Source organism: Vibrio salilacus (assembly GCF_002811245.1).
GTDB classification, from domain to species: domain Bacteria; phylum Pseudomonadota; class Gammaproteobacteria; order Enterobacterales; family Vibrionaceae; genus Vibrio; species Vibrio salilacus.
This window is the reverse complement of record NZ_NIVQ01000027.1, coordinates 12,238-35,734: the sequence shown is the minus strand read 5'-3', so window position 1 is coordinate 35,734 and position 23,497 is coordinate 12,238. Positions and strand designations below refer to the sequence as shown.

Annotated in this window: 17 protein-coding genes and 2 pseudogenes; 14 read left to right on the top strand and 5 right to left on the bottom strand. The window is 44.6% G+C overall.

Annotated elements, in window-relative coordinates:
* Positions 1-437, top strand: a 437-nt coding sequence (locus CDZ87_RS14660; protein WP_157806477.1) for an IS4 family transposase, incomplete at its 5' end; no start/stop codon positions are given.
* A gap of 147 nt (positions 438-584) precedes the next feature.
* Here CDZ87_RS14660 and CDZ87_RS14655 read toward each other — a convergent pair.
* Complete coding sequence (locus CDZ87_RS14655) at positions 585-1,955, bottom strand: L-serine ammonia-lyase (protein ID WP_100754204.1); 1,371 nt, start codon at positions 1,953-1,955, stop codon at positions 585-587.
* Between the two features lie 11 nt (positions 1,956-1,966).
* The gene (locus CDZ87_RS14650; protein WP_100754203.1) at positions 1,967-3,508 is read right to left on the bottom strand and encodes a sodium:solute symporter family protein; all 1,542 of its coding nucleotides are present in this window, start codon (positions 3,506-3,508) and stop codon (positions 1,967-1,969) included.
* Between the two features lie 348 nt (positions 3,509-3,856).
* Here CDZ87_RS14650 and CDZ87_RS14645 point away from each other — a divergent pair, with 348 nt between their 5' ends.
* The 3 genes and pseudogenes from CDZ87_RS14645 to CDZ87_RS14635 all read left to right on the top strand — a co-directional run.
* Positions 3,857-5,152, top strand: a complete 1,296-nt coding sequence (locus tag CDZ87_RS14645) for an MFS transporter (RefSeq protein WP_100754202.1) — start codon at positions 3,857-3,859, stop codon at positions 5,150-5,152.
* A gap of 142 nt (positions 5,153-5,294) precedes the next feature.
* Entirely contained in the window at positions 5,295-6,311 is a 1,017-nt protein-coding gene (locus CDZ87_RS14640; protein ID WP_100754201.1) for a nuclear transport factor 2 family protein, read from the top strand.
* 228 nt (positions 6,312-6,539) lie between these two features.
* Positions 6,540-6,898, top strand: a pseudogene (locus CDZ87_RS14635) (porin); the annotation flags it as partial.
* Here CDZ87_RS14635 and CDZ87_RS14630 read toward each other — a convergent pair.
* A pseudogene (locus CDZ87_RS14630) lies at positions 6,894-7,136 on the bottom strand (hypothetical protein); the annotation flags it as partial. The pseudogenes CDZ87_RS14635 and CDZ87_RS14630 sit on opposite strands and share 5 nt — an antisense overlap.
* A gap of 162 nt (positions 7,137-7,298) precedes the next feature.
* Here CDZ87_RS14630 and CDZ87_RS14625 point away from each other — a divergent pair.
* Entirely contained in the window at positions 7,299-8,303 is a 1,005-nt protein-coding gene (locus CDZ87_RS14625) for a LacI family DNA-binding transcriptional regulator (RefSeq protein WP_100754200.1), read from the top strand.
* Positions 8,304-9,116: 813 nt separating this feature from the next.
* On the opposite strand, the gene CDZ87_RS14615 is transcribed toward CDZ87_RS14625, so the two are convergent.
* Both CDZ87_RS14615 and CDZ87_RS14610 read right to left on the bottom strand, forming a co-directional pair.
* The gene (locus CDZ87_RS14615) at positions 9,117-10,160 is read right to left on the bottom strand and encodes a GMP reductase (RefSeq protein WP_100754199.1); all 1,044 of its coding nucleotides are present in this window, start codon (positions 10,158-10,160) and stop codon (positions 9,117-9,119) included.
* Between the two features lie 449 nt (positions 10,161-10,609).
* On the bottom strand, positions 10,610-12,238 hold the full coding sequence (locus CDZ87_RS14610) for a methyl-accepting chemotaxis protein (protein WP_100754198.1): 1,629 nt from the start codon (positions 12,236-12,238) through the stop codon (positions 10,610-10,612).
* 339 nt (positions 12,239-12,577) lie between these two features.
* Between CDZ87_RS14610 and CDZ87_RS14605 the strand changes: the two genes are divergently transcribed.
* The 9 genes from CDZ87_RS14605 (at position 12,578) to CDZ87_RS14565 (ending at position 23,304) form a co-directional block, all read left to right on the top strand.
* A complete protein-coding gene (locus CDZ87_RS14605) occupies positions 12,578-14,257 on the top strand; it encodes an RluA family pseudouridine synthase (RefSeq protein ID WP_100754197.1) in 1,680 nt (559 codons plus the stop codon).
* A gap of 160 nt (positions 14,258-14,417) precedes the next feature.
* Complete coding sequence (locus CDZ87_RS14600; RefSeq protein ID WP_100754196.1) at positions 14,418-15,617, top strand: DEAD/DEAH box helicase; 1,200 nt, start codon at positions 14,418-14,420, stop codon at positions 15,615-15,617.
* The gene (gene yqfB, locus CDZ87_RS14595; RefSeq protein WP_100754195.1) at positions 15,611-15,928 is read left to right on the top strand and encodes a N(4)-acetylcytidine aminohydrolase; all 318 of its coding nucleotides are present in this window, start codon (positions 15,611-15,613) and stop codon (positions 15,926-15,928) included. Before CDZ87_RS14600 ends, yqfB begins: the two co-directional genes overlap by 7 nt.
* 119 nt (positions 15,929-16,047) lie before the next feature.
* A complete protein-coding gene (locus tag CDZ87_RS14590) occupies positions 16,048-16,632 on the top strand; it encodes a TetR/AcrR family transcriptional regulator (protein WP_038175980.1) in 585 nt (194 codons plus the stop codon).
* Positions 16,633-16,707: 75 nt separating this feature from the next.
* Complete coding sequence (locus CDZ87_RS14585) at positions 16,708-17,739, top strand: NADP-dependent oxidoreductase (protein WP_038175981.1); 1,032 nt, start codon at positions 16,708-16,710, stop codon at positions 17,737-17,739.
* Between the two features lie 9 nt (positions 17,740-17,748).
* Positions 17,749-18,366: a glutathione S-transferase family protein gene (locus CDZ87_RS14580; RefSeq protein WP_100754194.1), complete on the top strand. Its 618-nt coding sequence runs from the start codon at positions 17,749-17,751 to the stop codon at positions 18,364-18,366.
* Between the two features lie 520 nt (positions 18,367-18,886).
* The gene (locus CDZ87_RS14575; RefSeq protein ID WP_100754193.1) at positions 18,887-19,537 is read left to right on the top strand and encodes an HAD family hydrolase; all 651 of its coding nucleotides are present in this window, start codon (positions 18,887-18,889) and stop codon (positions 19,535-19,537) included.
* A 165-nt stretch (positions 19,538-19,702) separates the two neighbouring features.
* On the top strand, positions 19,703-20,560 hold the full coding sequence (gene yghU, locus CDZ87_RS14570; protein ID WP_100754192.1) for a glutathione-dependent disulfide-bond oxidoreductase: 858 nt from the start codon (positions 19,703-19,705) through the stop codon (positions 20,558-20,560).
* Between the two features lie 254 nt (positions 20,561-20,814).
* A complete protein-coding gene (locus tag CDZ87_RS14565) occupies positions 20,815-23,304 on the top strand; it encodes a bifunctional diguanylate cyclase/phosphodiesterase (RefSeq protein ID WP_100754191.1) in 2,490 nt (829 codons plus the stop codon).
* The last annotated feature ends 193 nt before the right edge of the window (positions 23,305-23,497 follow it).

Below are 23,497 nucleotides of genomic sequence, written 5' to 3'. Positions count from 1 at the left end.
ACTCCGCTTCGACAAAAGAACCATGGGTTTTAGCGACTAACTTGCCCGTTGAAATTCGAACACCCAAGCAACTCGTTAGGTTTTACTCAAAGCGTATGCAGATAGAAGAAACCTTCCGAGACTTGAAAAGCCCAGTATACGGTCTAGGACTCCGCCATAGCCGAACTCGCAACCCAGAGCGCTTTGATATCATGCTACTCATCGCCCTAATGCTTCAACTGACATTTTGGCTTTTTGGTGTACATGCACAGAAACAAGGTTGGGATAAACACTTTCAAGCGAATACTGTCAGTAATCGAAATGTACTCTCAACAGTGCGCTTAGGTATGGAAGTTCTGCGGCATTCTGGCTACGCAATAACGAGGGAAGACTTGCTCGTAGCTGCAACCATACTTGCTCAAAATCTATTCAAGTACGGTTGCGCTTTAGGGAAATGATGAGGGGATCCCTCAAGGTTCAGCTATAACTTTAAGTATTGGAAAATAGCTTTTGCTTATCTGCTTGGGTTGAGTGAAGCAAGTCAGTAGTTCTTACATAATTGTAATAACGGTAGATAAGTTTAGATGTCAAATAATAGCTACACCCTAATCACAAGGGGGAGACAGATGAATTAGTGCTAATCCTCCTAATGACGTTTCTCGATACTTTTTGTTCATGTCCTTGCCGGTTTGGTACATGGTTTCAATTACCTTATCTAAAGAGATCAGGCATTTGCTGTTACGTTTGAGTGCCATACGAGAGGCATTAATCGCTTTCATCGCTCCCATGGCATTACGCTCAATACACGGCACTTGCACTAAGCCACCAATTGGGTCACAAGTCATGCCTAGTGAGTGCTCCATCGCAATCTCAGCCGCAATACAAATTTGCTCATTGCTGCCACCACGTAGAGCGGTCAAGCCAGCTGCCGCCATAGAGGAAGATACACCGACTTCGCCCTGACAACCCACTTCGGCACCCGAGATAGACGCATTGGTTTTGTACAAGATGCCAATGGCACCGGATACAGCAAGGAAGTCTTTAAGCTGTTTGGTATCGAGCTCTTTAATGAAGCGATGGTAGTACATCAATACCGCCGGAATCACTCCCGCCGCACCATTGGTTGGTGATGTCACCACTTGTCCACCAGCGGCGTTTTCTTCACTCACAGCAAAAGCAAACAGGTTAATCCAATCCATGATTTCCATGGGATCGTTTTCGATTGCTGCATTTGCTTCAAGCTTCTTCAGCAAGTTTGGCGCACGGCGGGTTACGTTCAAGCCCCCGTCCAATATGCCTTCTGTCTCAAAACCGCGCTCCATGCAACGCGTCATCACACGCCAGATCTGTTCTACGCGTTGATTGATGGCTTCCATATCCTGAAACGCTTGTTCGTTTTTCAGAATCATGCCGCCGAGGCTCATGCCGTTCTTCTCTGCCTGTGCCAACATTTCGTCCGCGTTGGAGAATGGGAACTCAACTTCTACGGGTGAAGTCGCGCTGCCATTTTGCAGTTCATCCGCCGTTGCGATGAAACCACCACCGATAGAGTAGTAAGTTTCAAACCCAACCTGATTGCCGTACGCATCTAACGCAGTAATCGTCATGCCATTCTCATGCAGAGGAAGGTTCTCTTCGTGGAACAACATATCCGTTTTGTAGTTGAATTCGATTTCATGACGGCCATCGACAGGCATCATGCCCTCTTCAATCGCCTTGCGCATCGCTTTGTTCGCAGAAGCGATTTTGATGGTATCTGGTTTGTTACCCAACAGGCCCAAAATCGTTGCACGGTCAGTATGGTGACCAATCCCAGTTAACGAGAGTGAGCCGTATAAATCGACTTGAATACGAACCACTTTTGCCAAGTTCGATTCAATCAAACGAGTGAAGTGGTAACCCGCGATCATTGGACCATTGGTGTGAGAGCTCGAAGGACCCACACCAATCTTGTAAATATCAAAGATGGACAGCATCAACTTACCTATTACGACAATGCAGCATAAAGCCAATCAGGGATAACCATACAAGCAGCGATGGTCGCCACAGCGAACACCAACAGCCCGTAGTGGCTTGCGGTTGGCTTTGCAAAAAGATGTTTTTGATTATTGATAAAGATTTGTTGCTCGGCAGTCACAGAACCCCAACAACGGCTCACTAACACACCAAACAAAAGGAAGACGAACGTACCAATTGGCGCAAACCACGGCCAAGCCACGTCGAGATACATCGCTGTAAAAACCGCAATCACACTCATGATACTGCCAACAATCACGCCTTTCTCATTGGCTTTCGCCCAGAATAGCCCCAGAACAAATGAACCCAAGCGAATGCCGACAAATATTGAGGTTAAACTGGCGATAGTTTTGAGTACTGATTCATTCGATACCGCGAGAAGAGCTGGCACTACCACCATGGCCGCAGCAAGCAAACTCATTTTCTTTGCGACTTTTTCATAGTGCTCATCATCGGCACTTTTGTGAACGAAACGCTTGTAGATATCGAACGCGGCGACGGTCGCCATTGAGTTATAAGTGGAATCCAGTGTCGACATTGCCGCTGCAGATAAAGCGGATATCACCAAACCAACAATGATTGGGTTAGTATGATTAAACACAAAATCGAGAATTACTTCATTACTGTTTTCAAAACTGCTGTCCTGATAAAAGACACTTAACAGCACCCCCATCACAGCAAAAAATAGATAAACAAAGAATGCGCCGTAACCACAAAGCAACATCGACTTTTGCGCTGTCTTAACACACTTAGTTGCTAATGTTCGCTGAATAATCAATTGATTAGTTCCATACACACTCAGGTGCAAGAAGCTCACAGCCACTACGCCTGCCCATAATGTGGTATCAACACCTAAGTCAAAATCAAGGTTGATGATATTCAGATGTTTAGGAGACAACACCTCGCCCGCATCAATTTTCATCAACAATAAAACAAAGATCGCAATGCTGCCGATAATCAACACTGCTGACTGCAGCATATCAGTCCATATTACTGTCGAGATACCGCCCGCATAGGTGTACAACGCGGTAAATAAGCTGATGTAGATGATCGCCTCAGAGATACTGACCGGCAGCACTTGCACTAAGATCAGAGCAACCGCATACAAAATAACGCCTGCCGAAATACACTGAACCACAATAAACACGATGGAATTGATCGTGCGAGCAACAACGCCAAAGCGGTGCTCTAAGTATTCATAGATCGAAGTTAGGCCGAGCTTGTAAAACACCGGAACGAAGAAAATCACAGCGAAAAAGATCACAACTGGGTAGTTCAGGTGAACACTCATCGCTTCCATGCCCGAAGTGTAAACCCAACCCGGCATGCCCACGAACGTCATTGCACTTATGTAGGTCGCAAGAATCGACACACCTGCCGTAAACCAACCAAACTGTTTACCACCAGTCGAAAAGTCGCCACCAACGCTATAGCGTCTATTAACTAAGTAGCTGATAAATAGGGTCGTTAGCACATAAAGAGCAATAACCACAAAACTTGAGTACGTAACCATTTCTAGATTCCGTTTATTATATTGTGCAATTAATTCGCCGCCAATATTACTCAAAAATGGATAAATTCCCTCAAAAACCCATAGTAAGTGTGAGTATTGTCACTAATATAGATGATTAAACGCTCAAAACGCTTTTAAAAGCGCAAAAACACGATCTAATGAGATCAAGATCACCAAAACACACAAAATGGGTACGCACTCATTTTAAAGTTGACTTTGATCACGGATCTAATAACCACAAAAATTCTATTATCTCTCCCGAAATGAAGACTGTGTGATGAAGATTGATAATCACCACACAAAAATCAAAACTACAAACACCCTATAAAAAATAAAGGTTTATCGGTCATGACTACTAAAAAACACATGAGCGAAGTTCCTATGATTCAAAGGGTAGCTGCTTATCTTGCAATTCTAGTTGGCTACTTTTTCTATTGTTATAACTTTGTAATTATTGACTACGTACGTCCATATATCGTTGATGCGTATGATGGCATTAACTTGGCGGATACCGCTCAGTTCTATACATGGCAGTCGGTTGGTGCACTTATTGGTGCTCTAAGCTGTGCATGGGTGGCATCAAACTTTGGTAAGAAATCAACTCTTATTGTCATCACGGCACTGAACGGCGGCGCAACCATCATCAATATGATGTTTACTGACTACGCAATGTGGGCAGCGATGCGTTTCATTATCGGTATTTCTTTGGGTGGTTACTTTACAGTAGCGGTAAGCCTGATGATCGGTCTCTTCACACCAAGCGTTCGCGGTAAGTTAACCGCATTCGCTTCTTCTATGTTCTCGGTTGCCCTAATGGCAATGGGTGCATACGCAGCGTTCATTTCTAGCATCGATGCACCTTGGCAGAGCCTAATGTGGGTAGGTGGTATTCCTCCTCTAGTCGCTGCTGCACTGATGATCTTTATCCTGCCTAGCGACAAAAAAGTGATCGCTTATGGGGAAGAAGATCAAGCCGCGGCTGAAGCATCTACCGCACCAGCGAAGAAAGGTTCTTGGGGTGAAATGCTAAGCGCGCCTTACCGCAAACTCACCATCACTTGTCTATTACTGGCTGGCCTTAACTTCTACGGCTACCAATTCTTCTCAGGCTTCGTGACAACGTACCTGAAAGAAGTTCGCCAATTTGACGGTTCAACTATCGGCATCATATTCTCTATCTCAGCATTCGGTTCTCTATTCGGTGCTTGGGTATGGGGTGCAATCGCCGACAAATACGGCCGTAAAGTGAACGCGTTTGGTTTCATCCTTGCGGGTGTCATGGCTTCAGTATTCTTCGTAGCACCAAGCGACGTGATGATCGGCAGCCTAAACATGCTAGCTATCCTAGGCCTTATCTACAACTTCGGCCTCTCTGCTTCTGCGGTATGGGGTGGTTACTTCTCTGAGTTGTTCCCAGCTCACCTACGTAGCTTCGGTGCAGCACTATTCCACGGCGGTCGTATCATCGGTATGTGGGCACCAATGGTGTTGGTATTCATCCAAGAGCGTTCAGATCTAGCAACAGCAATGTGGGGGTCACCAATCATATGGATTCTGGCTGGTCTACTGTGGCTATCTCTACCAGAAACATTGAAAGGCGGCATTTTCGACAAGAGCAAAAAAGCGGAAACAGCAAAAGCTTAATCCCCTTTAGTTAAAACCTCGAAAAGTTGAAACCTCTAAAGGCACGAGATAAACATCAATCCGGCTGAGAAGTCAGCCGGTAACAAAATCCAAATCGAGTCCTGTTCCGAATGTTGACTCGTCAACACAAAGAGAAATTATTATGTCTAAATATCAAGAAGCTAAACGCATTGTTCGTGACTACTTTGACGCAATGGAAAACGCTACCCACGAAAACGTTGCTGAAGTTTTAAAAGCACACACTTCTGAAGATTACTTGTGGCGCGGTGTTTACCCATTCCGTGAGCAAGAAGGCGCTCAAGCTGCGGCTGACGTTTTCTGGGCTCCAATGATGAAGTCAATGACTCGCATGCAGCGACGTCAAGACATCTTCATCGGTGGTAACAACGAAGTTAACCCAGATGAGATTTGGGTAATGAGCATGGGTCACTTCATGGGTCTATTCGACGCTGAATACCTAGGCATGCGCCCTACTGGCAAGATCATGAACGTTCGCTACGCAGAATTTAACTGTGTGGTTGATGGCAAAATCACTAAGACAGGTCTGTTCCTAGACCTTCTAGGCATGATGGAGCAAGCGGGTTGCTACCCACTTCCACCATCAACTGGTAAGCACTTCGTATACCCTGGCCCACGCAACCACGATGGTCTGCTATTCGAAGACGCGGCTCCAGAGGAAGGCGTTGCGACACTTGCTCTAGTAAACAAAATGGTTGATGATCTGTCTGCTCTTAACGACAGCGGCGCGATGGGTTGCCCACCAGAAGTACTAGCGAAGAGCTGGTCAAAAGACATGATTTGGTACGGCCCATGTGGTATCGGCGCGTCTTACACCATTCCTCGCTACCAACAACAGCACCAACTCCCTTTCCGTAACAACCTGAAAGACAAAAAATTTAACGGCCATGTTTGTCGTTTCGCTGAAGGTAACTTCTCTTGTTTCTTCGGTTGGCCAAATCTATCAAACACACCAACGGGTGGCTTCCTAGGTATGACTGGCGGCGAAGTACGCGCAAACATGCAAGTGGTTGACGTGTACTACCGTGACGGTGACAAGCTATCTGAGAACTGGGTTCTTATCGACCTTCCTTACTGGCTACAACAGCAAGGTCTAGACGTGTTCGAACGCACTTCAACTATCATGAACCCAACGCTGTAATCGAAACGCGTTAATCCAAAAGATTGAAACGAAATAGTGGCAACCTAAATAGACATCTGATTTAGGTTGCCACGCTTGCTGAGAGACACTTCTCGCTCCAGTAGGTGCTCCAACCAATTCATTATTGCTCCACTAATTACTGAATCTACTAGTGCCCCATGGATGGGGTACACCCTGCCAAACCATTACCAATATAACGGGCTTGAAAGCACGGTGGCTTTCTACGGCCTGAATAAAGAGAATTACAATAAAAAGTCGATTCTTTCTACAGTGACCCTGACAGCACTTACCTCGGATTCTGCTTTTGCTGCACACACTTTACCAATGACGCAGGCGATAGCTTGACTCTAGATGGCCGTTTTGACGTTCGTTACCCAGACAAAGGTGGCGACCATAACGGTGAATGGAACAGTGGTAGTTCTCGTTTCGGTCTTAAAGGTCAAATGGGACTAGACAAAGACTGGACTGGCTTTGGCCATGCAGAATGGGGTTACAACTCAGGCGCGAACGGCGACAACATTTACGACCGCTTGCTATATGCAGGTGTTGATCACGAAAAATACGGCAAGATTGCTGCGGGTACTAAGCACTGAGGGATCCCCTCATAATTTCCCCGTACTTGAACAGATTTTGAGCACGTATAATTGCAGCTACGAGCAAGCCTTCCCTCGTTATTGCGTAGCCAGAATGCCGCAGAACTTCCATACCTAAACGCACTGTTAAGAGTACATTTCGATTACTGACAGTGTTCGCTTGACAGTGTTTATCCCAACCTTGTTTCTGTGCATGTACGCTAACAAGCCAAAATGTCAGTTGAAGCATTATTTCGTATACAAAATATGAAATGTGACTTGGGTTCTACCCAAATTGTACCACCAAGAGCAATCTAACCTACTATTTACTTAAATCTGGCTTATTTCCACTTATGACTACGTACCTATTTATGTTAACCTAGCCACAGTTAAACTGACTTATGAATCAACTCACATGAATCCTGTAAAACAAACCGTAACATCGAAGGACGTTGCCAAGCTGGCTGGCGTTTCTCAATCTACTGTATCGCGTGTGTTTGTTCCAGGTAGCTCAGTGTCAGAAAAGACCAAGCAAAAGGTCTTCGAAGCCGCGAAAGCCCTTAACTACCGCCCTAACGCCTTTGCACGTAGCCTAACCACAAATGAATCGAAATTGATAGGTTTGGTGTTTCCTGATGCGGATTACCCTATCCATATGAAAACACTGCAATTAATTTCCAGTGAGTTACAGAAAAAAGGTTATTCTGCTGTATTGATTCCATGGCAAGTGGATGAAGAAGAGGGTCACTCAATCCCAAATATCTTCCAGTATCGCGTCGATGGTGTCATTGCCGCTTCCGCAACCTTTAATAAGTCCCTTTATGAAGAATGTGAAGAGTTTAATATCCCAATTGTTCAATACGCACGAGTTGTTGAAGGTACTAGGAGTAGCTACGTTATCAGTGACAACTACGAAGCAGGCCAACAAGCCGCGCAACTTCTGCACAAAGGTGGCGTGAAGAACGCGGTTTATTTGACGGGAGAAGTGCCAACCTTTACGAATGACGAGCGCCAAAGCGGCTTCTGCTCTGAATTTGAAGACCTAACCGGCAAGACGCCACGCATCATTAAAGCCAGCTATGACTACGCGAGCTCACTTGATAAAGTCCGTGCCATACTGGCAGACAAAAATCCGCCTGAAGCGGTGTTCTGTGCAACCGATAACCTTGCGATGGCGGTCATGGATATCGCCCGTATAGAATGCGGGCTGAGCATTCCTCAGGACTTACAAGTCATTGGCTTTGATAATATTCCACAGACAGAATGGTTGAGCTATCAATTAACCACATTCCGCCAGGATTTCCGTCGCCTCGCTCGCGAATGCGTGAAGATTATTGTTGATCAAATAAAAAATAAAAACAGTAGCTTGGTGAAAATGATGGTACCGGTCAAATTGGTTAAAAGAAGTACTACGTTGTAAGGAATTGACCTTGATACTCTAGAGTTATTCTATCGAATGCTTCAGCCAGTTAATTCGGATAAGTGTTGCTAATTCATAGGTGTGGAGTCAAGATTTCGATGAGCATTTACACTAAACAATTTCGGGGCATAACCAAGCCATCACTAACCTTACTAACTGAGGGGCAGCAAAAAATGTATTGCCGAAGTCAATGTAGTGATTAATCGCTGTGTCGCCATTCGCGTGTTTCGAGATGCTCTGTCCAACATAAAGAACCCAAAAAGCGAGCACAAAGCTCGCTTTTAACTATCTGTTCTGTTGGGCAATAACGTATTCTTCGTTGGTTAGGTTTCTATTAGTATCGCATCTACTAGCGGGGATTTGGGGATCTGTGAGTTAGCAAATTGATTAGTGAGTGTTTTATCAATGAACAAAAAGATGACAAGCAGCCTCTATCTGAGTGGCCAAATTTACTGTACCACTACAGAGTATACCTACGTCGCTTACCATTGAGATGATACTCGAAGCCAATGGGTTGAGCTTCAAAAGTCAAAATTTTTGCTGAAAATTCAAAATGGAAACATGCATCAAATTCAAGATCGGATTCTGTCGTTTGAACTGAATCTGTCTTCAAGCTAACAAAACGTGAAATGTTCTTAATTTTAGAGTTTTTGAGGATTCGTTTCTTCATATAAAACAACCACACCCGTAGTAAACTTTCAAAAATATGGTACACTTTTTATACAGCTTCAAGGTGTGGTTGTTTAAATTTCAACGCATGGTTGTTTTATTGCAATGTATGGTTGTATTTACAATTTCCGAACAGTTATCAAATTACTCTTTACCGAATACGTTGTTCTCTTGCTCTTGTACGCGGATAAAAGTCGTACGCTTAGTTAGCTCTTTAAGCTTTGCTGCGCCTACGTAGGTACACGTTGAGCGGACACCGCCGAGGATGTCAGAGATCGTGTCATGAACGCTACCACGGAATGGCAATAGTACGGTTTTTCCTTCAGCTGCGCGGTACTTAGCCACACCACCAGAGTGCTTCGCCATGGCTGACTCAGAAGACATGCCGTAGAACTTCATGAACGTTTGTCCATCCTTTTCGATACGTTCGCCGCCCGCTTCTTCGTGGCCAGCAAGCATACCGCCAAGCATAACGAAATCAGCGCCACCACCAAATGCTTTAGCTACATCGCCAGCACAAGAACAGCCACCATCACCAATGATCATACCGCCAAGGCCATGCGCCGCATCACCACATTCAATGATTGCTGAAAGCTGCGGATAACCGACACCAGTTTTGACTCGCGTGGTACAAACCGACCCTGGGCCGATACCGACTTTGACGATATCGGCGCCCGCAAGGATAAGCTCTTCACACATATCCCCTGTCACGACATTGCCCGCTGAAATGACCTTATCAGGGAACGCCGCACGAACTTTTTCTACATACTCAACAAGGTGCTCCGAGTAACCGTTAGCAATGTCGATACAGATAAAGATCAGCTCATCACTTAGCGCCATAATATCTTGGGTTTTCTGAAAATCCGCTTCAGACGTACCCGTTGAGACCATCACATGCTTTAGCGTCGCGCTGTCGGCCCCTTTAACAAACTCGGCCCAATCTTCAACGGTATAATGCTTATGCACGGCCGTCATGACATCATGCTCTGCAAGTGCTCGCGCCATTTCAAAACTACCGACTGAATCCATATTAGCGGCGATTACGGGGGTCCCTGACCATTGACGCCCGCTATGCTTGAAGGTAATATCGCGGGTTAATTCAACTTGAGAGCGACTTTTTAACGTTGATCGCTTAGGGCGAAATAGCACGTCTTTGAAGCCTAACTTAAGTTCTTGTTCGATACGCATTAATACAGTTCCTTTCTGGTAAAAATCGGAGTGTCGGTGCGTTTTCAGTCAGCGTTGGCAGACGCTTTACTGAGTTTCGGACACAAAAAAACCGGAGCGTTGGCAGACGCTCCGGTTTTCAGCATTATAGGTCGCAATTTAATTCTCGCAAGACTGATATTCCTCATTTTTTTATGCTACAGTTCGGTTAAGTTGCATACCTACACAACGCCCCCTTCCTGATTAAACCTCACTAAAAAGATAATAAACAATTACTTACCGTATATTTTAGCAAGCGTTTGCGCACCCTTTCACGATTTGACTGCTGACGTCTATTTGACCTATTCAATGACTAAAGTGAGTATCTGTGAGCCAAAGCATCACTTAATCATGATTTTTATCGGTTTTTAAATGAGATAAATAAACAAAAAAGCAGCGATTGACGCTGCTTTTTATCTAATAAGCTTAGATTACAGCTTAAAGAACGCCAGTTGTGATTTTTGCTTTTCAGCCAGAGTCGATAGCTCTTGGCTCGCACTGGCACTTTGGCAAATACCAGATACGTTTTGATTGACCAGTTCTGACATATTAACAACGTTACGGTTAATATCTTGCGTCACTTGGGATTGCTGCTCGGCCGCTGTCGCGACCTGCGTATTGGCATCATTAATGTTGGCTACCGATTCAGTAATCCCCAGTAACGCACTATTAGTCTGCTCTGCAAGCTGATTGTTCTTAGCTAGAACGTCTAAGCTCACCTGCATACTGTCGTTAGCGCAACCTGACTGTTTTTGCAGATCTTCAATGATGGTCTGGATTTCACCTGTCGATTCTTGCGTGCGCGCCGCAAGCATACGCACTTCATCGGCGACAACGGCAAAACCACGCCCCGATTCACCTGCACGCGCGGCCTCAATAGCGGCGTTCAATGCAAGTAGGTTGGTCTGTTCAGAGACACTGCGAATAACTTCAATCACATCACTAATCTGCTCTGATTGCTGTTTTAGATTCATCACAACTTGCGCCGCCTCATTCAAGGCATTGCCCATCTGCACACTGGTTTGTTTGCTTTCTTCAAAAATATTCAAACCTGACTGAGCAAGCTGATCGGCCTCACGAGCAGTTGAATCAGCAATTTGAGCATTATCACTCACGTTATCAGCGGTACTCGATAGCTCGTTCACCGCCGAGGCGACTTGCTCAATTTCAGCTAATTCTTGCTGCGCGTTAACTTGGGCTTGCGTCATTACTGCGGCCAACTCGGTTGAGGCCGAGGCCACTTCTTCACTGATTCGGCTCAGCTCTTCAACCGTGGTGTGGAGCTGTTGTGTCGTCAGGTTGACATCTTGACCCAATTTGGAAATTTCATTTTGCCCCTCAACATTGGCACGAATAGAGAGATCTCCTTGTGCCAGCTTACGCATCACTTCTTGCAACGCAAAAATTGGGTTGACGATAAGTCCAGACAAGATCCAAGCCACCATCAAAGAGATAAACAATACCACCAGCACCAATATCATCGCGGTCGTTTTAACTTTGGTGTTTTGCGCGTCACTGCGAGCCATGGTATTCGCCGCGTAATCGTTCACTTTAACCGAAAGTGCGTTGAGCGCTGCGATCATCTCGATACCCGACTGACGATATTGACTGATGAAACGGTTGTATTCCTGATCGGTCACTTGACCAAGATCGCGGCGAGATAATGTTTCAACCGCTCGATGGGAAAATTGAATGTAGTTTTCAATGACACTGCGCGTTACGTTAACGTCTTGACGAAACTCAGCGTTATTGGCCATAAGATCAAGATCTTTATTAATACTGCTTAGCGTTGTTTTCAATTCATCAACGAACTGCTTACGTCTTGATGAGTCGTAAATCGCATAGACTGCGCTGATACGCAACGGGTATACCTGATCATCAATATCGGCCAAAATATCTTTGTATAACACTAAAGCGTCAGTGTTACTTTTTACCGCTTGTTGCTCATGATCAAGATTCGCTTTCGTTACCCATAATGCGACGACGAGTGTGAGCGTGGTAAATAGGACAGGCAACAATACCTGTGCTCGAATAGACAAGTTTTTCAGGGAAATATTCATTATTTTTGTTCTCATGACGTTGTATTAGCCGGCGATAAAACAAGCGGCTCTATTTCAAGACGATCTAACCAAAAGGAGTCTCACTCTCTCAAAACTCGATACGTTTTTCCAAGAAGAGGGATAAGACTTAGGCATAACTAGGATACTGAAACCCAATTATGCAATCAATTCATAAAATTGTTAATATGATATTGAAATACCTCAGATTGATTTACCTTGCGTATTTGGCGTTACTTCTGGTTGGCTCGACACTACCGATGATTTAAAGCTTCGCTAGTAATCCACCGCTAAACAGGTAAAATCACGCTTTGTTGAGTTTACCTGTTTATGAATGACCCGATGCACCATCCAGACCGCTTATTTAACCGTTTTAACACATCGATAGAATCTTATTCACTGCCAGAAAAGTTTACCTATCCGTTTTACTATCAACCACATCCCTTGTGCGTTGAGGCAGCGAAACAATTGCAAGATTACCTGCGACAGCAACAAAAGTGGCAGCATAATTTCGGCCTATCGAGTGACGCGTCAGCAAGTGGCAAAATGTTCGGTGTATTACTGGTTGAAAGCCCCCAAGGTGAAATAGGCTTTTTGGCTGCATTTTCTGGTAAAGTCGCCGACAAAAACCTATTACCCGGATTCGTTCCACCAGTGTTTGACATGCTCACTGAACAAAGTTTTTTTTGCCGCGAGCTGGCCGAGATCACCGAATTGAATCATAAGGTTAACCAGCTAGAAACCAGTCTCGAATTAGCGCGACTTAAACAGGCGTTAAGTACCCTACAGCAACAATATGCGATTGAGGAGTCTCAACTTCGAGAGCAGATGATCAACGCACGAGCAACACGTAAGGCACAGCGGCAAAAAGCGCAACAGCACATGACCCCACAAGCCTTTACTGAGTTCAATGTTGAACTCAGTAAGCAAAGCGTGGCCGATAAAAATTCGCTGAAGTACTTAAAGCTTGAGTGGGAACAAAAAATTGCTCAAATACAACATGAATTCGATAAACTCGACACAAAGCTTTCAGCGTTTAAAAATCAGCGCGCAACGCTTTCGAACCTACTACAAAATAAACTGTTCGATCAGTATCGTTTCTTAAATGCACTTGGCAAGCATCAATCACTGAAAGCCATTTTTGCAAACACCAATTCGCCTACCCCTCCAGCAGGCGCTGGTGAATGCGCGGCACCTAAACTGCTTCATTTTGCCTTCAAGCATGGCTTTAAGCCGCTTGCCATCGCTGAGTTTTGGTGGGGGGCATCACCTAAGTCAGAAATTCGACAACACGGAAAGTTTTATCCTTCGTGTAACAGTAAATGTCAGCCAATATTGGGTCATATGCTGAAAGGGCTTAACGTCGACGATAATCCTTTAGAAGAGAACTGGGCGCAAGACAAAGAGCTCGAGATCATCTACCAAGACGAGGCCATCGTGGTCGTCAACAAACCTTCTGGGCTGCTTTCTGTTCCGGGCAAGGTGATCAACGACTCGGCCTATACTCGCTTGCAAGCGCGTTACCCAGACGTTGAAGGGCCGTTTGTTATTCATCGCCTCGATATGGCGACCTCGGGGCTGTTGGTGTTTGCACTCACCAAGCGTGCCAACAAAAGCTTACAACAGCAATTTATGTCTCGCAGTGTTGAAAAACGTTATGTCGCTCTCCTTGAAGGGACGCTAGAACACAGAGAAGGCGAAATCCATTTGCCGATGCGTGGCGACCCGATTGACAGACCTCGTCAACTGGTGTGTTTTGAACACGGTAAACCTGCCCAAACTTCGTGGCAGACCATTGAACAGCAACAAAATCGCACCAAACTTTATCTGTATCCCAAAACGGGCCGTACCCACCAATTGCGTGTTCACTGCGCACATCATTTAGGACTGGCGACGCCCATGGTTGGGGATACCCTATATGGTGAAAAAGCCGATCGTTTGCATCTGCACGCCGAACGACTAGAGCTGGATCACCCCTACAGCAAAGAACGGATGACATTTCAAGTGGATTCCGCGTTTTAACAAAGCCGTGTCATTAGACGTAAATCAATGCTTAGATGTTGATAACTCGGCATGTCCTTAACCTAAACAAACCTGCTGATTTTCATCACCGTCATGCTACACTCTAGATCAATTAAGGGCGTTGTTTGCCCTCGTCACTATCAAGATCCAGAGTGTAATCATGTCATTCGCAAAACTTGGCCTCAGCCAACCTATTGTCGACGCTATTTCCCAGCTTGGCTACCCAAAACCGACCTCCATTCAGAACCAAGCGATTCCCGTTATTCTCAAAGGAGAAGACCTAATCGCAGCGGCGCAAACAGGAACCGGTAAAACCGCGAGCTTTGTCTTGCCTATCTTGGAGAAGCTAAGCCAAGGCGAAACTCAGCGCAAAAAACGCATTCGTGCGCTTATTCTGGTACCCACTCGCGAACTGGCGGTACAAGTTGAACAGAAAGTGCAAGAGTACGGGCAGCATCTGCCGTTAACCTCATTGGCGATGTACGGTGGCGTTGATGAAAAAGCACAAAAACAAGCCTTGATCGAAGGCGTTGATATTTTAGTCGCCACTCCGGGTCGACTGCTCGACTTGTATGGCAAGCGAGCGCTGCATTTTGATGAAGTCGAAATATTAGTGCTTGATGAAGCCGATCGTATGTTGGATATGGGCTTTATCGATGACATCAATAAAGTGTTGGATCGATTACCAACTGACATCCAGAATTTGCTGTTCTCTGCGACGTTATCGAATAAAGTTCGCGATCTCGCTAAAAGTGCAGTCCACGACCCTTACGAAATCTCAATTGCGGCCAATCAAGCTTCAAAGAAAAACATTGAGCAATGGCTTATCACCGTCGATAAAGATCAAAAGTCTTCACTGCTCAGCCATATGATTAAAACTCATGACTGGGATCAAGCGCTTATTTTTATTGAGACCAAACATGGTGCAGCAAAACTGGCTGCTCAGTTAGAGAAGCGTGGCATTGTTGCAGAAGCATTCCACAGCGGTCGTAGCCAAGCAGTACGTTCACAGTTATTGGCCGACTTCAAAGCAGGAAAAATCCAATATATGATTGCAACTGGGGTTGGTGCTCGTGGTATCGACATCGAAGGGTTATCACGTGTCATCAATTACGATCTTCCTTTCCCAGCGGATGAATACGTTCACCGGATTGGTCGTACTGGCCGCGCCGATGCCAGTGGTGAGGCCATCTCATTTGTGTCTAAAGATAATTTCAAAAACCTGTGCATGATTGAAAGTCGTCTAGGTCATTTGATTGAACGCCGTGAAATAGAAGGGTTTGAGCCGCGTAAACCCATTCCGGTTTCCGTGCTTAATTACGTTCCCAAAAGCAAACGTCAAAACCAGGAGGAATCATGAGCGCACCAAGCAAAATTACTTTTTTTGAGTTTTTGACGCCGTTAATCACCTCTGGCCAAAAGACCATTACCATTCGAGACGAATCGGAGTCGCATTATGTGCCCGGAACCACGGTCGAAGTCTATACCTTAGAGACCGACCAAAAGGTATGTAACATTCGTATTTTGTCGGTAAAGCCCCTTCGCTATGATGATATCAATCAGTTTCACGCTGAGCAGGAAGCGATTGAACTGGCAAAACTCAAGCAGTTGATCCGTAAAATCTATCCAAATACCGATAGATTATTTGAAATAAGCTACGAGCTAATTTAACGTTCAAGTTCACCAACCAAGCGATCATTAAACGATCGCTTGGTGTTTTGATTAACCATCCCATTGGTTTGTTTTTTTAGCCACTAGACGACTGGTCTAATTTAATTTATAGTCTCGCCATGAACGCAAAAACTCAAGACACTCGCCAACACATACTCGCCATTGGTTACCAGTTAGTGGTGACCAAGGGCTTTACTGCGGTTGGTTTATCTGAACTACTTAAAACGGCCAATGTACCGAAAGGCTCTTTCTATCACTACTTCAAGTCAAAAGAGCAGTTTGGTCAGGCATTAATTGAAGAGTATTTCCGCACCTATATCGCTCGTCTTCATTCAGTACTCAATACTGGGCAAGACACAGGCTTAATACGTGTATTAGACTATTTTTCAAAATGGCTTGAGATAGAAAATGGGGTATGTAACGCCAACAAGTGCTTAGTGGTTAAGTTAAGCGCCGAAGTCTCGGATTTATCCGACACCATGCGTATAACGCTCGCGCAAGGTGCAGAGAAAATCATCAGTCAGTTAGCCACCAGCATACAAGTGGGTGTCAATGACGGTTCCATCCAAGCCCTTGATGCCGAGATGACGGCAAGACTCTTGTATCAACAATGGTTGGGTGCCAGTTTGCTCAATAAACTCAATCAAGATCAAACCAACTTACAACACTGTTTTGTGGCAACAAAACGTTTATTAACCGCTTAATAACTCCCGTCAAATACACTGACGGGATTTTTTAAAGACCATGCTAGACGACTGGTCTAATAACGAGGAATAACCATGACAAACTCTACTAATCGACGCATTGTGCTTGCTTCACGCCCTGTAGGCGCACCGACAGACACCGATTTTCGTCTCGAAAACAGCGACAAACCAGCGCCTGGCGAAGGTGAAATGCTGCTGCGCAGTGTATACCTATCACTTGACCCTTACATGCGCGGCCGTATGAGTGATGCTAAATCTTATGCTGAACCCGTCGCCATTGATGACGTGATGGTCGGCGCTACCGTCTGTCAGGTTGAAGCCTCTAATCACCCAGAGTTCGAAGCAGGAGAATGGGTTCTTGCTTACACAGGTTGGCAAGATTACGGTATTTCAAATGGTGAAGGTCTGATCAAATTAGGCAAGACCCCAACTCATCCATCGTATGCACTTGGTGTGATGGGTATGCCTGGTTTCACCGCTTACATGGGGCTACTTGATATTGGCCAACCAAAAGCAGGGGAAACGTTAGTCGTGGCCGCAGCAACTGGCGCAGTCGGCTCTATGGTCGGTCAAATTGGTAAACTTAAAGGTTGCCGTGTCGTTGGTATTGCTGGCGGTGAAGAAAAATGTCGTTTTGCTAAAGAGCAACTTGGTTTCGATGAGTGTATCGACCATAAAGCTGACGATTTCGCCGAACAACTAGCGAAAGCCTGCGACAACGGCATCGATATCTACTTTGAAAACGTCGGTGGTAAGGTATTTGATGCTGTGATGCCACTGCTGAACACCAGCGCACGAATTCCGTTGTGTGGCCTTATCTCACAATACAATGCAACCTCACTACCTGAAGGCCCTGACCGACTGTCAATGTTGATGGGACAATTGCTCGTTAAGCGTATCAAGATGCAAGGCTTTATTATTTTTGATGACTATGCACATCGTTACAACGAGTTTGCCAACGATATGGGTCAATGGCTAGCAGAGGGTAAAATCCACTACCGTGAGCATTTAGTCGAAGGGCTAGAAAATGCACCACAGGCTTTTATCGGTCTGCTTGAAGGGAAAAACTTCGGCAAGTTAGTTGTTCAAACCAACCAGCCACTATAGGAAACCAACATGATTAAACTTCATCACCTTAACCAATCACGTTCAATGCGCATTATTTGGTTGCTTGAAGAGTTAGGCCTTGAGTATAAAATTGTGCCTTACAAAAGAGACAGTGTCACTTTTCTTGCGCCGCCAGAACTTAAGTCCGTGCATCCATTAGGTAAATCACCTGTGATTGAAGAAGACGGCCGCGTGATCAGTGAATCTGGTGCGATTACCGAGTACCTAATTGACAAGTACGCTCAGCAAAAATTAGCACCTGAAAAAGAAAGTGCAGCCTATATTGACTACTTGCAATGGTTACACTTTGCTGAAAGCTCAGCGATTTTGCCTTTGCTGTTAAAAGTTTTTATTGCCAAAGATGGCGCTCCAACTAACTTTATCGCCGATTACGCCGATGCAGAAATCAAAAAAGTGATGAGTTATGTTGAACAACAACTCGAAGGAAAGACATATCTGGTTGAGGAGCGTTTAACTGGCGCGGATATCATGATGTCATTTGTGTTTGATATTCTCGCTAAGTTTGGGTTACTTGAGCACTATCCGAACATCCATCGCTACAGCAAGCAACTGGCTGGTCATGATGGCTATCAAAAAGCACAAAAACTAGAAGCGCAATACGGTTAAGGTCAAGGGGAGCATCACGCTCCCCTTGTTGATTGTTCTCACCTATCAATTTAATACCAACAAGCGATTATTCTAAATACCTTTAGCCTTGTATCGTGTTTGTAAAACATCTACCAATCTTGTGGCGCAATAATCAATCATGCACTAACTTTAACAAAGGTAGTAAAAATACGAGCAAAGGTGCATATCGGCGCTTTGCTAGATGATCATAATGATAGAAGGAACTGGCAATGAGCGACTTTAAATTCTTTAAGCTATTTGATACCAAAGAACTGTTTATTTTCTACTAAGGTCTTACCAAGGCTTCAATACATACAAGGTATCAATTTTAACAATCAAGTGCCGCGCCATTTTCAGCGCAGCCACTGCTTACTCACCTTACAAACTAGGATTGAGTATGCGAATATTCCGAAGCGAAACCATCACCTTAACCCAGTAGATAACTCAAATCGGGAGCTTTTACTATCGCGAGTAAGTATGCCAAAATGCGGTAACTTTTGTTGTAGATGAAGCTGTTGCTATGAAATTCCAAGCCGCTATCTTTGATATGGATGGCCTATTGCTCGATACAGAGCGCCTATGTATGCACGTATTTAAACAAGCCTGTCAGAGCGTCAATGTCCCCTTCTACCAAGAGACCTACCTCTCTATTATTGGCCGTAATTCTGCAGGCATTGAAACGATTTTTCGCCAAGCTTATGGGGATAACTACGACAAACTTCATCAAGAGTGGCGCACCCAGTACGATGCAGTCGTTAAGCATCAAGCGATTCCGGTCAAAGCAGGTGTTGTCGAACTACTTGAGTGGCTAAAAGCCCAACATATCCCCGCCGTGGTTGCGACATCGACGCATAGAGAAGTAGCGCAGGTAAAGCTTGATTTGGCAGAACTGAGCCACTACTTTAGCGACTTAACCTGTGGGTGTGAAGTTTCTAATGGTAAACCAGATCCTGAAATCTATTTATTAGCGGCGAGCCGACTTGGGGTTGATGCTAAGCAGTGTATTGCCTTTGAAGATTCTAACAACGGCGTTCGTAGTGCCATTGCAGCCAATATGGCCACCTTCCAAATCCCTGACCTGGTCGAGCCTTGTGAACAGGTCAAAGCGCTCAACCCAATGATCATGCCGTCGTTGCACGATGCACTTAGCTATTTAAAACATCCAGCATAGCCAAGATAAGCATGGCCATCCGACATGCTTTTAACTTTTCTTTATTCCGCTTTGTTGCTGACCAATAACCAAGCGTTCTAATAAATCCGAGCAAAACGGGGTTTTATCTGCTTTATTGATCCCAATATCAGTAACAAAAAGATAATAACTGCAAAAGGATTCACAATGACAAACCAATACGTACCGCCGAAAGTTTGGGTTAATGACGTCAGTGGTGGCAACAAGTGGGCGAATATCAACAGCCCAGAGTCAGGTGCCCGTTTCGAACGTGATCTCCCCGAAGGTAAGCACGCGCTGCAACTTTTTTCATTGGGCACACCCAATGGCCAAAAAGTAACCATTATGCTTGAGGAGTTGTTGGCATTGGGCATTAAAGAAGCCGAATATGATGCTTTCTTGATTAACATCGGTGAAGCGGACCAATTCTCATCCGGCTTTGTCGGTATTAATCCAAATTCGAAAATACCCGCTTTGCTTGATAAGTCGGGAGACGAAGAGGTGAATGTATTTGAATCAGCGTCTATCTTGGTTCACCTTGCTGAAAAGTTCGGCCAGTTTTTACCGAGCAGCGGGCCATCGCGCACTCAAACATTTAACTGGTTATTTTGGGCACAAGGTTCAGCACCTTTTCTAGGTGGTGGTTTCGGCCATTTCTACGCATACGCAGATGAAAAGCAACAGTATCCAATCAATCGCTTCGCTATGGAGGCCAAACGCCAACTTGACGTACTGGATAAACAATTAGCCAAACATAGCTATGTTGCGGGTGAGGAATATACCATTGCAGATATGGCCATATGGCCATGGTATGGCAATCTCGCTCTTGGCAAGCTCTATGACGCCGCTGAGTTTTTGCAAGTCGACGCCTACACTCATGTTGTGCGTTGGGCAAAACAGATCGAAGCTCGAGAGGGGGTGCAGCGTGGTCGTATCGTCAACCGCACGTTTGGAGAAGAGTGGGAACAGCTGGCTGAACGTCATGATGCTAGTGATATTGATGAAGTGCTAAAGCGTAAACCTTAATAGTTGAAAATTAGCACACTCCCTTGTGTGGTGTGCTAACTCCAAACGAGAGAGCAGCAAAGATGGCCAGAACTTATCTATCATCCAACCCACTCCACCTCTCATAGTTGAGACACTACACAAAAGTGACACATATTATTGCCGTTTACTTCAAGTTATTAAGTCCAATCGCCTACATTTAACTAATAATGTAATAATGTAATATCTCACTATTACAAAAATCGACGACTTATCTTTCATCTTCATGGAGTTCTATGACCCAACTAAACGACAAGAAATTACTCAATCTAATTACTTACGCTCCAGCATTGATTGTTGCCGTTTTTACTTTGCTCTGGGTTTTGGTTGCCGCGAGAGGTCAAGTGCTCAGCTCTCAACAAGAGCTGATGTCATTAAGAGAACAAACACAACAACGGCAGCGTGTAGCTTTAACCAATCGGGTCGATTACGTACAACAACAAATCTCCTATGCTCGCAATCAGACGGAGCAACAACTCAAAAGCACTATTCAATCGCGGATCTACGAAGCGCATCATATTGCTACACGACTCTATCAGAGTAATAAACACCTTCCTGAAGCACAAGTAACCAAGCTCATTACCGATGCCCTACGTGATATTCGTTTCAATAATGGGCGTGGCTATTTTTTCATCTACAAAACCGAGGGAACCAGTGTCATGCACCCACTTCTACCACGCGTCGAGGGGCAATCCTTGTGGGACTTTAAAGACGTTCGTGGTAGCTATATCGTTCGTGAAATGGGTGAGCAGGTAAAATCAAACGGCGAAGCCTTCTATCGTTGGTGGTTTGTAAAACCTGATAATAAGAATAAAGAATTCGAAAAAATAGGTTTTGGTAAGTACTTCGAACCTTATGACTGGTTTATTGGCACCGGAGATTACGTAGTAGACGTTGAGAACGATATTAAGGCGACGGTCCTAAAATGGTTAACGAACCTGCGATTTGGCGAGTTTGGCTATATTTTTGTTTTAGACAAAGACGGGACGATTCTCTCTCACATTAGTGATGACCTATTAGGCAAAAACTTGCTTCAACTCGGAACGCAAGCCAACAGTAAAAAAGCAAAGGTACTGATGTCAGCCCACCAAGAGTTAGTTAATTACATTGCACCAATAGGTCCTCCTGAACTAACTGATTTAGGAAAAACCAGTTACGTGGTGCAAGATTTAAATTGGGGTTGGACGATAGGTACCGGTGTCTATGATGAGCTCACTCAACAATATCTGCTAGAGCATGAGAATATATTAAAACAAAAACAACGAAGCAATCTACATCAGATGATCGTGATCGGGTTACTGACAACGCTGTTTGTCGGAATCTTCTCCATTGCGCTAAGTCGTATGATAGCCGATCGTTTCAAACGTTTTGAAAAACACATTAATCAACACTTTGCCAATCTTGAGAGCACCAAAAACAAACTAGAGTACCTCGCCAACCATGATGAACTAACAGGCTTACCAAATCGTGTCCAATTACATAATAAAATCAAGGAAGGCATCAGCGTCTCAAATACTAACTGTCAACAACTTGCGGTGATGTTTGTTGACCTTGACGACTTTAAAAAAGTTAATGATCTTTACGGTCATACTGCGGGAGACAAATTACTCAGTGAGATAAGCCATAAGTTTGAAGCTCTAATCGGCCTTAATGATTATGTCGCTCGATTTGGTGGCGATGAATTTATTTTTTGCTTTGCCGGCCTAAATAATCTGGCCGAAGCCAAGGTGAAAGTTGAACAAATAAAAGCCGTTTTTAAACAACAATTTGTCATCGATGGTAAGGTATTGTTTGTCAGTTGCTCAATTGGCGTGTCAATGTTTCCAAGCGATGGCGATGATCCAGAGGCACTAATCTCGAAAGCCGATATTGTGCTCTACAAATCGAAAGCTCGTCAAAAAGGCGATGTTCTGTTCTTTGACTCATCAATTAATAAGCAAGTTCAATATGATTTTCTATTAGAAAGGGAGCTACGTGGGGCGATAGAGCGTAATGAGTTATCTCTTGTCTACCAGCCTCAAGTTTATGCCGACAGCGGTGAGATCTACGGCGCAGAGGCATTAGTTCGTTGGCATAACCGCCAATTGGGCCATGTCTCTCCGCTTGAATTTATTTCGCTGGCTGAAGAGATTGGCTTAATCAGTGAGCTTGGTCGTTTCGTCCTCGATAAAGCGTGTGAGGAATTCAGCCACATGTTTCCATCGCCACAGCATAACTTGATGTTGTCTATCAATATTTCGCCTGCTCAGCTGATGTGTGAAGGTTTTGTCCATGAGTTGAGAACTGTGGTTGCCAAACACCAGCTTGCTAATCGTAGGATCACGTTAGAGATAACTGAAAATGTTTTAATTAGTGATTTACCTAAAGCAGGCCCTATTATCAATCAACTTAAAGAGCTTGGTTTTACCATTTCACTAGATGACTTCGGCACTGGCTACTCATCACTCAGTTATTTGAGCAGTTTGTCGTTAGATGAGCTCAAAATTGACCGCGTCTTCGTTGATAAAATGCTCAGCTCAGAGCATAGCGACTCCTTGATTAAAGCTATTATCGCCATCGGGCAGTCAGCTAAGATGAGAGTGGTTGCTGAGGGAGTCGAAACCGAATCTCAAAAACAGGTTTTGATCGATTATGGTTGTGACGTATTGCAAGGCTATCTTATTGAGCGCCCGATTAACGCAGATCAACTTGCGCAAAAATATTCTCCGATCAACATAAAGACGTAATGTGTCTTACCATTTAGAGAATAAGCGCATCAAACCGAGGGACGCTTAATGAAAAACGCGACTCAGAGTGAGCAAATGTTTGAACTGATAGACACCAACCAAGATCAGTTGATTGATATGCAAGAGTTCCAATCTCACCGCAGCTTTATGAGACGTCCAAATTCATAACCCCATGACAGAGAGGCCAAACACG

What these genes read in the sequence shown, in the direction of transcription:
- CDZ87_RS14585 (WP_038175981.1), top strand. Translation starts at nt 16,708, where the DNA reads ATGACAAACTCTACTAATCGACGCATTGTGCTTGCTTCACGCCCTGTA.
- CDZ87_RS14645 (WP_100754202.1), top strand. Translation starts at nt 3,857, where the DNA reads ATGACTACTAAAAAACACATGAGCGAAGTTCCTATGATTCAAAGGGTA.
- yghU (WP_100754192.1), top strand. Translation starts at nt 19,703, where the DNA reads ATGACAAACCAATACGTACCGCCGAAAGTTTGGGTTAATGACGTCAGT.
- CDZ87_RS14640 (WP_100754201.1), top strand. Translation starts at nt 5,295, where the DNA reads ATGTCTAAATATCAAGAAGCTAAACGCATTGTTCGTGACTACTTTGAC.
- CDZ87_RS14590 (WP_038175980.1), top strand. Translation starts at nt 16,048, where the DNA reads ATGAACGCAAAAACTCAAGACACTCGCCAACACATACTCGCCATTGGT.
- CDZ87_RS14575 (WP_100754193.1), top strand. Translation starts at nt 18,887, where the DNA reads ATGAAATTCCAAGCCGCTATCTTTGATATGGATGGCCTATTGCTCGAT.
- CDZ87_RS14650 (WP_100754203.1), bottom strand. Translation starts at nt 3,508, where the DNA reads ATGGTTACGTACTCAAGTTTTGTGGTTATTGCTCTTTATGTGCTAACG.
- CDZ87_RS14625 (WP_100754200.1), top strand. Translation starts at nt 7,299, where the DNA reads ATGAATCCTGTAAAACAAACCGTAACATCGAAGGACGTTGCCAAGCTG.
- CDZ87_RS14565 (WP_100754191.1), top strand. Translation starts at nt 20,815, where the DNA reads ATGACCCAACTAAACGACAAGAAATTACTCAATCTAATTACTTACGCT.
- CDZ87_RS14615 (WP_100754199.1), bottom strand. Translation starts at nt 10,160, where the DNA reads ATGCGTATCGAACAAGAACTTAAGTTAGGCTTCAAAGACGTGCTATTT.
- CDZ87_RS14580 (WP_100754194.1), top strand. Translation starts at nt 17,749, where the DNA reads ATGATTAAACTTCATCACCTTAACCAATCACGTTCAATGCGCATTATT.
- CDZ87_RS14655 (WP_100754204.1), bottom strand. Translation starts at nt 1,955, where the DNA reads ATGCTGTCCATCTTTGATATTTACAAGATTGGTGTGGGTCCTTCGAGC.
- CDZ87_RS14600 (WP_100754196.1), top strand. Translation starts at nt 14,418, where the DNA reads ATGTCATTCGCAAAACTTGGCCTCAGCCAACCTATTGTCGACGCTATT.
- CDZ87_RS14605 (WP_100754197.1), top strand. Translation starts at nt 12,578, where the DNA reads ATGCACCATCCAGACCGCTTATTTAACCGTTTTAACACATCGATAGAA.
- CDZ87_RS14610 (WP_100754198.1), bottom strand. Translation starts at nt 12,238, where the DNA reads ATGAATATTTCCCTGAAAAACTTGTCTATTCGAGCACAGGTATTGTTG.